At 66.6% G+C, this 12,752-nt stretch carries 11 protein-coding genes, 1 pseudogene and 1 other annotated feature; of the genes and pseudogenes, 8 read left to right on the top strand and 4 right to left on the bottom strand.

Annotated elements, in window-relative coordinates:
- Positions 1-11: 11 nt before the first annotated feature.
- Positions 12-722, top strand: coding sequence for a 3-oxoacid CoA-transferase subunit B (locus ACWDTD_RS03450; protein ID WP_449745663.1), 711 nt, complete (start codon positions 12-14; stop codon positions 720-722).
- Between the two features lie 165 nt (positions 723-887).
- Here the strand turns inward: ACWDTD_RS03450 and ACWDTD_RS03445 are convergent, their stop codons facing one another.
- Positions 888-2,150 (bottom strand): DUF222 domain-containing protein, encoded by a 1,263-nt coding sequence (locus ACWDTD_RS03445; RefSeq protein ID WP_449745662.1) that lies wholly within the window; start codon positions 2,148-2,150, stop codon positions 888-890.
- A 381-nt stretch (positions 2,151-2,531) separates the two neighbouring features.
- Here ACWDTD_RS03445 and ACWDTD_RS03440 point away from each other — a divergent pair, with 381 nt between their 5' ends.
- The 7 genes from ACWDTD_RS03440 to ACWDTD_RS03410 all read left to right on the top strand — a co-directional run bounded on the left by ACWDTD_RS03440 (position 2,532) and on the right by ACWDTD_RS03410 (position 8,649).
- Entirely contained in the window at positions 2,532-3,467 is a 936-nt protein-coding gene (locus ACWDTD_RS03440) for a LysR substrate-binding domain-containing protein (RefSeq protein ID WP_449745661.1), read from the top strand.
- Positions 3,464-4,567, top strand: a complete 1,104-nt coding sequence (locus tag ACWDTD_RS03435) for a mandelate racemase/muconate lactonizing enzyme family protein (RefSeq protein WP_449745660.1) — start codon at positions 3,464-3,466, stop codon at positions 4,565-4,567. Before ACWDTD_RS03440 ends, ACWDTD_RS03435 begins: the two co-directional genes overlap by 4 nt.
- A gap of 18 nt (positions 4,568-4,585) precedes the next feature.
- Positions 4,586-4,870: a muconolactone Delta-isomerase gene (catC, locus tag ACWDTD_RS03430; RefSeq protein ID WP_449745659.1), complete on the top strand. Its 285-nt coding sequence runs from the start codon at positions 4,586-4,588 to the stop codon at positions 4,868-4,870.
- Positions 4,871-4,986: 116 nt separating this feature from the next.
- Positions 4,987-5,871 (top strand): catechol 1,2-dioxygenase, encoded by an 885-nt coding sequence (gene catA / locus ACWDTD_RS03425; RefSeq protein ID WP_449745658.1) that lies wholly within the window; start codon positions 4,987-4,989, stop codon positions 5,869-5,871.
- A 91-nt stretch (positions 5,872-5,962) separates the two neighbouring features.
- Entirely contained in the window at positions 5,963-7,543 is a 1,581-nt protein-coding gene (locus tag ACWDTD_RS03420) for an AAA family ATPase (protein WP_449745657.1), read from the top strand.
- 25 nt (positions 7,544-7,568) lie between these two features.
- A complete protein-coding gene (locus ACWDTD_RS03415) occupies positions 7,569-8,120 on the top strand; it encodes a molybdenum cofactor biosysynthesis protein (protein ID WP_449745656.1) in 552 nt (183 codons plus the stop codon).
- Positions 8,121-8,370: 250 nt separating this feature from the next.
- Complete coding sequence (locus ACWDTD_RS03410; protein WP_449745655.1) at positions 8,371-8,649, top strand: hypothetical protein; 279 nt, start codon at positions 8,371-8,373, stop codon at positions 8,647-8,649.
- A 28-nt stretch (positions 8,650-8,677) separates the two neighbouring features.
- Here ACWDTD_RS03410 and ACWDTD_RS03405 read toward each other — a convergent pair.
- The 3 genes and pseudogenes from ACWDTD_RS03405 to pruA all read right to left on the bottom strand — a co-directional run bounded on the left by ACWDTD_RS03405 (position 8,678) and on the right by pruA (position 12,725).
- Positions 8,678-9,939 (bottom strand): annotated as a pseudogene (locus ACWDTD_RS03405) (IS3 family transposase).
- Positions 9,509-9,640: a sequence feature (AL1L pseudoknot), on the bottom strand. Its footprint overlaps the pseudogene before it by 132 nt.
- Before the next feature lie 193 nt (positions 9,940-10,132).
- Positions 10,133-11,080, bottom strand: coding sequence for a proline dehydrogenase family protein (locus ACWDTD_RS03400; RefSeq protein WP_449745654.1), 948 nt, complete (start codon positions 11,078-11,080; stop codon positions 10,133-10,135).
- A gap of 10 nt (positions 11,081-11,090) precedes the next feature.
- On the bottom strand, positions 11,091-12,725 hold the full coding sequence (pruA, locus tag ACWDTD_RS03395) for an L-glutamate gamma-semialdehyde dehydrogenase (RefSeq protein ID WP_449745653.1): 1,635 nt from the start codon (positions 12,723-12,725) through the stop codon (positions 11,091-11,093).
- Positions 12,726-12,752: the final 27 nt, after the last annotated feature.

The raw sequence follows: 12,752 nt of genomic DNA, 5'->3' as shown, positions 1-12,752 counted from the left end.
GAGGAGACACCGTGACCTGGACCCGCACCGAGATGGCTGCCCGCGCATCGCACGAACTGCAGCCCGGTGACTATGTGAACCTCGGCATCGGACTGCCGACACTGATTCCCGACGAACTGCCCGATGACTCGGGCGTCACCTTGCACGCCGAAAACGGAATCCTCGGCGTCGGACCCTTCCCGTACGACGACGAGGTGGACCCCGACCTCATCAATGCGGGCAAGCAGACCGTCTCGGTGGTCCGGGGTGCGTCGTACTTCGACTCCGCAACCAGCTTCGCGATGATCCGCGGCGGCCACGTGGACGTGGCCGTACTCGGCGGCATGCAGGTGGCGGCCAACGGTGACCTCGCCAACTGGATGGTGCCCGGAGCGCTCGTCAAAGGCATCGGCGGAGCGATGGACCTCGTCAACGGCGCCGGCCGCGTCATCGTGCTGATGGAGCACGTCAGCAAGAAGGGCGACGCCAAACTCGTCGACCGATGCTCGCTCCCGCTCACCGGCAAGTCCGTGGTGGACCGCGTGATCACCGATCTCGGTGTATTCGACGTCGTCGACGACGGGTTCGATCTGGTGGAACTCGCCCCCGGCGTGGACCTCGACACCGTCATCGCGAAAACTGCCGCACCCGTGCGGGATCGAACTCTGCAGGATCAAAGCGTGCAGGATCAAAGCGTGCGGGATCAAAGCGTGCGGGATCACGGCATCACTGCTGCCGTGTAGACCACCGGTGTGGGAGGCCGACCGTCTCGTGCTGCGCACCGCGGTCGGCAGCCGTCGAGCACGGGATGGTGGGTGGTCCCCGATATCTGTGTGGAGTTCTCAAGGAGCGTGTGCGGTCCCGACGTGTCGGGTGCACGAAAGGTGCTGCGGCGTAGGGTATTCTGCTCAGGCGGCGATCGTCAGGTCAGGGAGGTCGGCGACGTGCATGCGGCGTCGGTGGTAGGACTCGATGAGTTCGCGTCGGGAGTCAACGCTGACCGGCGGACGGAGCCAGGGGTGACGGTCGGTGCCCATGATGACCTCCCAACCGCCGTGGTGAACGTCATCGTGACAGGCGGGGCAGAGCAGGCAGCCGTTGTCGACGTCGGTGTCCCCACCGTCGGCCCAGTGCACGATGTGATGGGCGTGGGTCCAGGATGCGGGTGCACCGCATTTGACGCATCCCTTGTCGCGGCACGCGAATGCTCGGCGTTGGACTGAGGTGAACAGGCGTTTCTCCCGGCCGACGGACAAGGGTACTTGTTCGCCGTCGACAATGGCGACGCTGATCGTGGCGTCGCAGGCGAGCTTCTTGGCGGTGGCTTCGGTCACCGAGCCGAGGAATTGCAGCGAGGACAGTGACGGGGTGTCGGCGGGAATCGTCAGCGCGATCCGGGTTTGTGGTGCGGGCACCTTCGGCCCCGCGAACCGGCCACTGCTGGTGGCGAGGTCGAGGATCGTTTCCAACGCATCGGCGCGTCGCCGCTCGGGTGAACGGGGATCTTTGGAGCCGTCGGGTTGGGGGCGGGGTTCGGAGATCCTGTCGATCGCGGTCCAGAGTTTTTCCCCGGTGACGGTGTCCAAGTCGGCGCGTACCTGCGTGCGGCCATCCTCCTTGGTCAGGGTGAGGGAGTTGACGGTGCGGTCTTCGCTCGGCGGTAACCCACCGTCGGTGTGGGCTGCGATCTGGTTTCCCAGGGTCCGGGCTCGTTCGGCGATCTCGGCGGGAGTGGCGCCGGAGGAACGTTGCGCCATCAGGTCGGTGATCACGGACTCGCGGGTGTTGTTGTCGAGGGGCGTGGGGCTGCGACGCTCGACGTGGCTCACGCCACGGACGATCGCATCCATGTGCTCACCAGAAACCACGCCGTCGGCGGCATGCGCAGCCGCCGGGGCCACTGCGTCGAGTGCGGTGGCAATACGGAGGAGGCGTTGAGCCGCCGCGGGCGCGAGGCCCATGATGATGAGGAGCTCACGGGTGCTGCGGCCGTGTTGTCTGGCGACGCCGAGGCGCTCGAGCGCCGCCACGTGCACCGATAGGTGGTGGTCGGTGAGGTTGCGGATCTCGATCAACGTCATCACCCCCTCGTAGATGTCGCGGCCGGTGGCGTGCTCGTCGATGGTCGGTGTGCGCAGCGCGTCGGCGGCTGCCGTCGGAGTGATGGTCACGTGTTCCCCCAAGTCGGTCTTATCACCCATAGTACTCGTACATGTGTTCGAGTCAATACCTATTTTTCCTGTTCACGGCGATGAATCACAGGGGTGAACGGGAGTCGACTGTGGTAGACAGCCGTCACACCAGCCTCGACGGGGATTCGGGCATGCTCGACGACCATGCAGCACCGCGGCGGCGATCGCATCCGAGCTCCCGTGGGCCTGACCGAACATCAGATTGATAAACAGAATTGATCAATAGCCCCAAAACAAGTCCTTGTCTCGTATGTATCGGCGGCCTGGCGTGGTGTTCAACGTGGTGAGGGTCACACACCTGGGATGGAGTTCCCGATGCCACAAGTGGCGCTCGTTCACCGACGACGAAAGGCGCGAGACATGGAGCTTCGGCATCTGCGCTACTTCGCAGCGGTCGCCGACACCTGTCATTTCGGGCAGGCGGCGGCGAGCCTGCATGTGGCTCAGCCGGCCCTCTCGTACGCCATCCGTCAGCTCGAGTCCGAGTTGGGCGCCTCCTTGTTCACGCGGACCACCCGCCAGGTCGCGCTGACCCCCGCGGGGGAGTATCTACGCACCGAGGTCGGGCGCATCCTCGCCGAGGTCGATGACGCCGTCGACGGCGTCCGTCGGATCGCCGCCGGCCGCAGCGGCCGGGTGCGACTCGGGCTCACGGGTATCGCCGCGTTCTCCCATCTCCCGCGGATCGCGCGCACGGTGGCGCGTGAACTGCCCGACGTGGATCTTGTCATCGCCACCGACATGCTCACCCCCGTGCAATGTGATGCGTTGCGCACCAAGACAATCGATCTCGGAGTCCTGCGCCCGCCGGTGATCGGCGACGGCATCGACGTGCACACCATCGAGGTGGAACCGCTGGTGCTCGCCGTCGCCGCAGGCCATCGGTTGGCGGTGGAGCCGGTGGTGTCGGTGAGCGACCTGCGTGCCGAGCCGTTCGTCATGTACGACAGCAGGCACTCGGCGGTCAACGACGCCGTCACCCGCACCTGTCGCCGGTCGGGTTTCGCGTCGCACCGGGCGCACGAGGCGTCGGGCACTCCGGTGCTGCTGGCGCTGGTTGCCGCAGGTCTGGGGGTGTCCATCCTGCCGGCCTCGGTACACAAGGTTCCGGTCGACGGCGTGGTGATCCGCGACCTCGACGACGCGGACGCCATCGAGACCGCGCTTGCGTGGCGCGCCGGAGAAGACAATCCCGTTGTCGAGGCCGTCGCCGGGGTGATCACGTCCGCCTTCGACCTTTCCACCCAGTTGCTGACTACGCCGGGCGTCGGCCCCGGAGAGGACCTCACATCGTGAAAATCACTGAGATCGAGGCGATCCCGTTCGCCATCCCCTATCGCAAGCCGCTTCGGTTCGCCTCCGGCGAGGTGCACGTCGCCGAGCATGTGCTGGTGCGGGTGCACACCGACGACGGCATCGTCGGTGTCGCGGAGGCGCCGCCGCGCCCGTTCACCTACGGCGAGACCCAGCGCGGGATCGTCGCGGTGATCGAGACCGTGTTCGCGCCTGCGCTGACCGGACTCACCCTCCTCGAGCGCGAGGTGATGGTGGGCCGGCTCGGACGCACCGTCGGCAATCCGACCGCGAAAGCGGCTCTGGACATGGCGATCTGGGATGCCCTGGGCAAGACCCTGCAACTGCCGGTCACCGAAATGCTCGGTGGATTCGGCGATCACATGCGCGTGAGCCACATGCTCGGCTTCGACGAGCCGTCGACAATGGTCGCCGAGGCGGAGAAGATGCGCGACACCTACGGGATCTCGACCTTCAAGGTCAAGGTCGGTCGGCGCCCGGTGGGGCTCGACACCGCGGTGGTGCGTGCGCTGCGTGAGCGTTTCGGCCGCGAGATCGAACTCTACGTCGACGGCAACCGAGGATGGTCGGCGGCAGAATCGTTGCGCGCCATGCACGAGATGGCCGACCTGGATCTCCTGTTTGCCGAAGAACTCTGTCCCGCAGACGATGTGCTCGGCCGGCGGTGGCTCGTCGAACATCTCGACGTCCCGTTCATCGCCGACGAATCCGTACCGACCGCCGCCGACGTCACGCGTGAGATCCTCGCCCGGTCGGCCACCGCGATCAGTATCAAGACCGCGCGCACCGGATTCACGGCGTCGCAACGAGTGCACCACCTCGCCGAAGGACTCGGCGTCGAGGTGGTGATCGGCAACCAGATCGACGGACAGGTCGGCACCGCGTGCGCCCTGGCCTTCGGGTCGGCCTTCGAGCTGACCTCCCGGTACGCGGGGGAGTTGTCGAACTTCCTCGACATGCGCGACGACCTGCTCACCGAGCCGCTCCAGATACGCGACGGACAACTGCACACCAGCCCCAATGCGGGGGTGGGCATCGAGATCGACGCGGACAAACTCGCAGACTATCGGCTCGATCGCTGACCGAGAGGAGACATGCCGATGCTCTTTCACGTTCGGATGGACGTCACCATCCCCCACGACCTCGATCCCGGCGTCCGCGCCGACACCGTGGCACGGGAGAAGGCGTATTCGCAAGAGCTGCAACGGTCCGGCAAGTGGCCGCACATCTGGCGGATCGTCGGCGAGTATTCGAACTTCTCGATCTTCGACGTCGCCGACAACGACGAACTACACGACATCTTGTCGGCACTGCCCCTCTTTCCCTATATGACGATCCGGGTGACCCCGCTGGCCACCCACCCATCGGACATCGGTGCGGATTGAGCCTCACCCGCAGCGCAGCCCGACCAACACGACAGCCCCACAGCACAACAGCCCGCTACAACAGCCCGCTCACAACAGTCCGCTCACAACAGTCCGCTCAACAAGGAGTACCCATCATGACCAACACCATCGACAGCAGCTTCGACGCCGAAGTGACCGCGAAGGCAGCCGAATCAGGTGCCAACGCGTCGGCCCAGTTCCGTCAGCGCATGGCCGCCGGCGGACACCGCGACGGCGTGGTCGACACCGCGCGCGTCGACTATCTGGCCACCAAGGTGATCAAGGCGCTCAACGACATCGTCATCGACGATCAGGTGAGTTACACCGAATACAACGCACTCAAGGCATGGCTGATCAAGACCGGCGAGGACGGTGAATGGCCGCTGTTCCTCGACGTGTGGCTCGAGCACTCGGTGGAAGAGGTGGCCAACGCCCACCGCGAGGGCAGCAAGGGCACCATCGAAGGCCCCTACTACATGCCTGATTCGCCCGAATTGTCTTGGAACGGCACCATTCCGATGCGCGACGACGAACCCGGCAACCCCCTGGTGTTCTCCGGGCAGGTGCGTGCAGTGGACGGCACTCCGCTGTCGGGCGCGAAGGTGGAACTCTGGCATGCCGACGATCTCGGTTTCTACTCGCAATTCGCCCCCGGTCTGCCGGAATGGAATCTGCGTGGCACCTGGATTGCGAACGAGGACGGCAACTTTGAGATCCACACGCTGCGTCCGGCGCCCTACATGATCCCCACCGACGGTGCCTGCGGCCAGCTCATCGCCGCAGCCGGCTGGCACGCGTGGCGCCCGGCGCACCTGCACTTCAAGGTGAGCGCCCCCGGCTATCAGCTGATCACGTCGCAGCTCTACTTCCCGGGCGATCCGCACAACGAGGACGACATCGCGTCGGCGGTGAAGCCCGAGCTGATGCTAGACGTCACGCCGAACCCCGACGGTGAGGGCTTCGTCACCGTCTACGATTTCGTGCTCGACCCCGAGGCCTGAGTAGACAATGAAGTCCTGAATAGACAATGAAGTGTCGGGCCGGCGCGGTGGGTGAAGTTGCCTCCGCGCCAACCCGATTCGGAGGATCGTCATGTTGGTAGCACCTACCGGACTCGTCGCCGCGACCGCGTCCGAGGACCTGGCGGCCGCGCGTCGTCAAGCCCGGTCGTGGCGGTCACCCGAGATCGCCATCGCCGACCGCGATCTCACCGACGCCGCCCTCGACGACCTCGTCGCCACCGCCGAGTCCGTTGCCGACGAGTCGTTTGCTCGCGCGGTGACCGCCGTCCGGGCAGCGCGCGCCGGAAGTTTCCCCACCATCCCGCACATCGACGCGGCGACCGAGATGTTGCGCAGCTTCTTGTGCCACAACCTGATCGACGGGTGGTTGTATGTACGGGAATCCGACGGATACCTCCATCCCTACCTGGTGATGGACATCGTGATGGAGCACGCCGACCGCACTTACGGCCCGCGCATCAAGTTCACGATGGAAGCAGACAACGCCACCGTCAAACGCCCGTCGCGCAAGCCGCGGTTGCTCTACTTCGAGGAGACCGAGGTGGTGGGCAAGACGCCCGCCGACGTGCTGGTCGCCGGGGGCGCCTACAAGGAGACGCCCGATCTCAAGGCCGAATACCAGGCGCGGCGGGAGCACTATCAACGCATCATCGACGAGGGGTTCGGCAAGCAATTCCGCTTCAGCGGCAAGGTGATTCGCACCGACGACTACCGGTCGCCGAACAAACGGGAGAACCGCAAGGTGGTGCACGACGTCGCGCCGAGCGAGATCGCCGCGCTGCGTACGGTGGCACCGTCGATCCTGTTCTCCGGGGACAGTTACGGTCCGGTACCGGTGATCACCGCTGTCCGTGTGTTCGATCTCGGTGCGCAGGACTTCCTCGACGTCAACACCGGTGACCTCAGCGAGTATGCCTACGACGAGCACCTTCAGGACAAGCTCGTGCTGCCCGACGACCAGCGCGAGCTGCTCAACATCCTCACCACCGACATCTCGGTGTTCACCGGCGACATCATCGACGGTAAGTCGGCGGGAAACGTGGTGCTGGCCAAGGGCAGGCCGGGTGTGGGTAAGACGCTGACCGCCGAGGTGTACGCGGAGGTCACCGCACGCCCGCTGTACTCGATCCATTCCGGGTCGCTCGGGGTGACCGCGGATCTGGTGCGCAAGAATCTCGAGGTGATCTTCGATCGCGCCAAACGCTGGGGTGCGGTGCTGCTCCTCGACGAGGCCGACGTCTTCGTGATGGAACGCGGACTCGACCTCTCGCAGAACGCGATCGTCGCCGAATTCCTGCGCACCCTCGAGTATTTCGACGGGCTGCTGTTTCTCACCACCAACCGGATCGACGGCGTCGACGAGGCCATCCTGGCCCGATGCGCCGCGGTCATCGAGTATCGGCCGCCGGGGCCGAAGGACGCGCGTCAGGTGTGGCAGATCCTCGCTGCAGGCAACGACGTAATGCTCGGCGAAGACCTCCTCGACGATCTCGTCGGCGGCTTCCCGGATATCACGCCACGAGACATCAAGATGCTGCTGCGGCTCGCCCTGCGGATGGCGCGCCACCGCGGTGTCGAGCCCGACGCGTCGGTCTTCGCCAGCAGTGCGGTGTTTCGTGGGCTGCACTACGTTCCGGCGGAGCAGCGGTGACGCGGGCGCGTTCTACCCTGGTGGAGTGGAGTATCCGTTCGAGATCGTGACGCTGCTGCGGTCACCGTCGCACGCGTACTTCGGGCGCCCGAAGGACGGGCCCGCCGACGACGTCGAAACCGTCACCCCGGATCGTGTGGAGATCGTCGCCGACAAGGGCATCGTGGGCGACCGGTTCTTCGGGGTGCGTGCGCATACCGAGGCGGCGGTGACGTTCTTGGCGATCGAGGCGTGGCGGGCCGCCGCCGGAGGGGTCGATCCCGTGGTGGCGCGACGCAACATCGTCGTCCGTGGTCTGGAACTCGACCCGTTGCGCGGCAGGGAATTCGAGATCGACACCGGCGACGGGTGGATACGTTTCCGGGGAGGCCGACCCGCGCACCCGTGCGCGTGGATGGACACCATGGCCGGCACGGGCACCCGCAAGGCGCTGATCGGCCGGGGAGGACTACGTGCCCAGCCGCTCACCTCGGGGGTGCTGTCGTTGGGTCCGGCCACGATCCGGACCGACGTCGAACTCGACGCCGCCCGGTCCGCCGATCAGGTCAGGCGCGCCCAGCCCCGCCCCGCTGGTTGAGCGCCCACCCCGCTGGTTGAGTGCCCCCCGCCCGCTGGTTGAGCTGGTCGAAACCACCCCACCTCGCTGGTTGAGCGCCCACCTCGCTGGTTGAGTGCCCCCCGCCCGCTGGTTGAGCTGGTCGAAACCACCCCACCTCGCTGGTTGAGCGCCCACCTCGCTGGTTGAGTGCCCCCGCTGGTTGAGCTTGTCGAAACCACCCCCCGCTGGTTGAGCGCCCCCGCTGGTTGAGCGCCCCCGCTGGTTGAGCTTGTCGAAACCACCCGTGGGCACGCTCGACGGGGTTCTGGGCACGCTCGACGGGGTTCTGGGCACGCTCGACGGGGTTCTGGGCACGCTCGACGGGGTTCTGGGCACGCTCGGCGGGGTTCTGGGCACGCTCGACGGGGTTCTGGGCACGCTCGACGGGGATCCGGGCACGCTCGTGCCCTCGCTGGTTGAGCGCCCCCGCTGGTTGAGCTTGTCGAAACCACCCGCGGGCACGCTCGACGGAGATCTGGGCGCGCTCGACCGGGTTCCGGGCACGTGAATCGCCCTGGTTCTGTCGGAGGCTCGGGCTATTGGATTTCGACCAGGTGTTGGTCGCTCCGTTGGGCATCGTAGAACGCGGCTTCGAACTCGGTCGGCGGTAGGTCGTCGAGGTAGCCGTGGAGGCGGGTGGTGTTGTGCCAGTGCACCCAGCCCAGGGTGGCCAGTTCGACGTCCTCGACGGTCTTCCACGGGCCGCTGCGGGCGGGCCCGTATATCAGCTCGGACTTGTAGTAGCCGTTGACCGTCTCCGCGAGAGCGTTGTCGAAGCTGTCCCCGATCGACCCTATCGAGGGGACTGCGCCGATCTCGGCGAGTCGTTCACCGTAGCGGATCGACGTGAATTGCGACCCGGCGTCAGAGTGACATGTCAATCCCGGCAACAGGATTCCGCGTGACCAGCGGGCCATCTCGATCGCGTCGAGCACCATGGTGGTGCGCATGTGCGAAGCGACCCGCCACCCGACGATCATCCGGCTGAAGGCATCGACGATGAAGCAGACGTAGGCCACGCCGGCCCAGGTCGGCACAAATGTCAGATCTGTCACCCAAAGTTGGTTGGGCCGATCGGCGGTGAACTTCCGATTGACCAGGTCGGGGTGGCGATCTGCGGTGAGGTCCGCCCGGGTCGTCTTGACCCGTTTGCCGCGCCGGGCCCCTTCGATGCCGGCCGCCCGCATCAGGCGGGCCACCTGATCGCGGCCCACGTCGTGCCCGGCTCGACCGGCGGCTTTCCACAGCTTGCGGGCCCCATAGACCTTGTAGTTGTCCTCCTACAGCGTCACCAGCGCGGGCCCCAGCTCCGCGTCGCGTTGGGCGCGTGCCGACGGGGCGCGGGTCTTGGCGTCGTAGTAGGTGCTCGGGGCCATCGACACCCCTGCGGTGCGCAGGACGGTGCAGATGGGCTCGACCCCGAATTCGCCTCTGTTGGCGTCGATGAAGGCGACTATTTCTTGTGTTGGCGGTCGAGCTCCGCCCCGAAGAAACTGGCTGCTCGTTTCAGAATCTCGTTGGCGCGCTTGAGTTCTCGGTTCTCCTGCTCAAGCTCTTTGATACGCGCGGACTCCGCGGTGGACACCCCTGGCGCCAGGCCTTCGTCGATGTCGGCCTGACGGACCCAGGACCGCACCGACTCCACTCCGTATCCGAGCTGGCGGGCGACCCGCGCGACCGTGCCCTGCTCGGTGCCCAGCTCGGCCCTCAGGGTCCGGACCATCCGCACCGCGGCGGCCTTCTCCTCCGGGCTATAGCGGCGCGCGGTCGGCTTCCCAGCAGACTGTTCCTTCGGCATGACTCCATCCTCGTTTCCAAGGTCAGGAGCCTCCGGGATTTCCAGGGCGATTCAACGCTCGTGCCCTCGCTGGTTGAGCGCCCCCCGCTGGTTGAGCTTGTCGAAACCACCGCGGGCACGCTCGACCGGGTTCCGGGCACGCTCGACGGGGTTCTGGGCACGCTCGACGGGGATCCGGGCACGCTCGACCGGGTCAGCTCACCAGCGCCCGCAGGAAGAAGCCGAGGTTGGCGGGCTTCTCGGCGAGACGTCGCACGAAGTAGCCGTACCACTCCTGGCCGTAGGGGATGTACACCCGCACACCGGCGCCGGCGGCCGCGAGGCGTCGCTGCTCGTCGGTGCGGATGCCGTAGAGCATCTGGTGTTCCCAGCTGCCCGGCTCGCGACCAAACTCGACGGCCATGATCTGCGCGGCCTCGATGATGGTCGGGTCGTGGCTGGCCACCATCGGATAGCCGTTGCCCTTCATCAGGATGCGCAGGCATCGCAGGTAGGCCTCGTCGATCTGAGCACGATCGGGGTAGGCCACGGCGGCCGGCTCGGCATAGGCGCCCTTGCACAACCGGATTCGCGCGCCCGACGCCGCGAACTCACGGCAGTCGTCCTCGGTACGCCGCAGGTAGGCCTGCAGCACCGTGCCGAGTTCGGGGAACTCGCCGCGCAGTGACCGTACGATGTCAATCCGTTCGTCGACGGTGGTGTGATCCTCGGCGTCGACGGTGACCAGCACCCCGGCCGACCGTGCGGCCGCGCAGATGGTGTGCGCGTTCTCTTCGGCGATCTTGCGGCCGTGTCGCGGCAGCGACTGCCCGAGCGCAGTGAGCTTGAGCGACACCTCAAGTCGTCCGGGTGCGGCGTCAAGCGTCGACATGTGCTGCAGCAGCGAAAGATACGCCTCCGTGGTGGCGGTGGCCTGCGCCTCGTCGGTGGTGTCCTCGCCGAGGTAGTCGATGGTCACCGACAGCCCGTCAGCCAACGCGGAACCGATCGCGGCGAGCACGTCGCCCTCGGTCTCACCGGGAACGAACCGATTGACCACACTCTGGGTGACCGACAGTCGCTGCGACGTCTCCTTGATGCGGTCGCTGCCCGCGGCCTTGGTGATCACCGGGCGCAGTACGGAATCGAAGATCTTGCTCATCTGTGGGTCCTCACTCGGATGCCATGTGGGGGTAGCCGGATTCGGTCGGCGGGACGAAGGTTTCCTTGATCGTGCGGGTCGACGTCCAGCGCAACAGGTTGGCCTTCGACCCGGCCTTGTCGTTGGTGCCCGACGCGCGGCCACCACCGAACGGCTGCTGGCCCACGACGGCGCCGGTCGGCTTGTCGTTGATGTAGAAGTTGCCCGCGGCGTTGCGCAGGGCGTCCGATGCGGTGGCGACCGCACTCAGATCGGTGGCGATGATCGATCCGGTCAGCGCGTAGCGCGCGGTGGAATCGACCATGCGCAGCGTGGCGTCGAAGTCGGCGTCGTCGTACACATGCACCGACAGGATCGGCCCGAAGTACTCGGTGGAGAACGCCGCGTCGGTGGGATCGTCGCCGAGCAAAACCGTCGGCCGGACGAAGAAGCCTTCGGAGTCGTCGCATTGACCGCCCGCGGCCACCGTCATCGACGGCACCGTCTTGGCGCGGTCGATCGCGGCGACCTGCTTGTCGAACGACCGGCGATCGATCACGGCACCACCGAAGTTGCCCAGATCACGGACGTCGCCGTAGGTCAATTCGTTTGCCTCGGTGAGGAAGTCGTCTCCCATACGCTGCCACACCGACCGCGGGATGTAGGCGCGGGATGCCGCCGAGCACTTCTGGCCCTGGTACTCGAAAGCGCCGCGGATGAGCGCGGTGCGCAGCACGTCGGGATCGGCGGAGGCGTGCGCCACCACGAAATCCTTGCCGCCGGTCTCGCCGACGAGTCGCGGATAGCTGCGGTAGCGATCGATTTGGGTGCCCACCTCGCGCCACAGGTGCTGGAAGGTGGCCGTCGACCCGGTGAAGTGGATGCCCGACAAGTGCTCGTCGGCCAGCGCCACGTCGGAGACGGCGATGCCGTCGCCGTTGACCAGGTTGATCACGCCCGCGGGCAGTCCGGCCTCTTCGAGGAGCTTCATGGTGAGGTGGGCGGCGTACGCCTGGGTGGGGGAGGGCTTCCACACGACGGTGTTGCCCATCAGCATCGGTGCGGTGGGCAGGTTGCCCGCGATCGCGGTGAAGTTGAACGGCGTGATGGCGTAGACGAATCCGTCGAGCGGCCGGTGATCGAGCCGGTTCCACACGCCCGGCGACGAGATCGGCTGCTCGGCCAGGATCTCGCGGGCGAACGCCACATTGAAGCGCCAGAAATCGACCAGTTCGCAGGGCGCGTCGATCTCGGCCTGCTGCACCGTCTTCGACTGTCCGAGCATGGTGGCCGCGGCGATCCGTTCGCGCCACGGTCCGCTGAGCAGATCGGCGGCACGCAGCAGCACGGCGGCACGATCATCAAAGCTCGTGTGCGCCCACGCCTCGGCCGCGGCGAGTGCGGCGTCGACCGCCGCCCGCGCATCGTCGTGGGTGGCGTTGGTCAGCGTGCCCAGCACCTCGCGGTGCGCGTGCGGCTGCACGACGTCGATCCGCTCGCCGTCGCCGACGGTGGCGGCGCCGCCGATGATGTGCGGCAGTTCGACGGGTTCGCCGGCCGACTGCGCGGCCAGTTGCTCGACGATGCGGCTGCGTTCAGGGGTGCCCGGGGCGTAGGTGTGCACGGGCTCGTTCACGGGGCGTGGGGGTGTGGTGATCGCGTCCATACACCCAGCCAACCAGGACTTACCTCC

Source organism: Gordonia sp. NPDC003425 (genome assembly GCF_053588635.1).
The sequence above is the reverse complement of the archived record's forward strand: the minus strand, read 5'-3'. Positions and strand labels throughout refer to the sequence as shown.

Excerpts from the sequence above, each read along its gene's own strand:
- ACWDTD_RS03440 (WP_449745661.1), top strand. The coding sequence starts at position 2,532 with ATGGAGCTTCGGCATCTGCGCTACTTCGCAGCGGTCGCCGACACCTGT.
- ACWDTD_RS03400 (WP_449745654.1), bottom strand. The coding sequence starts at position 11,080 with ATGAGCAAGATCTTCGATTCCGTACTGCGCCCGGTGATCACCAAGGCC.
- pruA (WP_449745653.1), bottom strand. The coding sequence starts at position 12,725 with ATGGACGCGATCACCACACCCCCACGCCCCGTGAACGAGCCCGTGCAC.
- catA (WP_449745658.1), top strand. The coding sequence starts at position 4,987 with ATGACCAACACCATCGACAGCAGCTTCGACGCCGAAGTGACCGCGAAG.
- catC (WP_449745659.1), top strand. The coding sequence starts at position 4,586 with ATGCTCTTTCACGTTCGGATGGACGTCACCATCCCCCACGACCTCGAT.
- ACWDTD_RS03420 (WP_449745657.1), top strand. The coding sequence starts at position 5,963 with ATGTTGGTAGCACCTACCGGACTCGTCGCCGCGACCGCGTCCGAGGAC.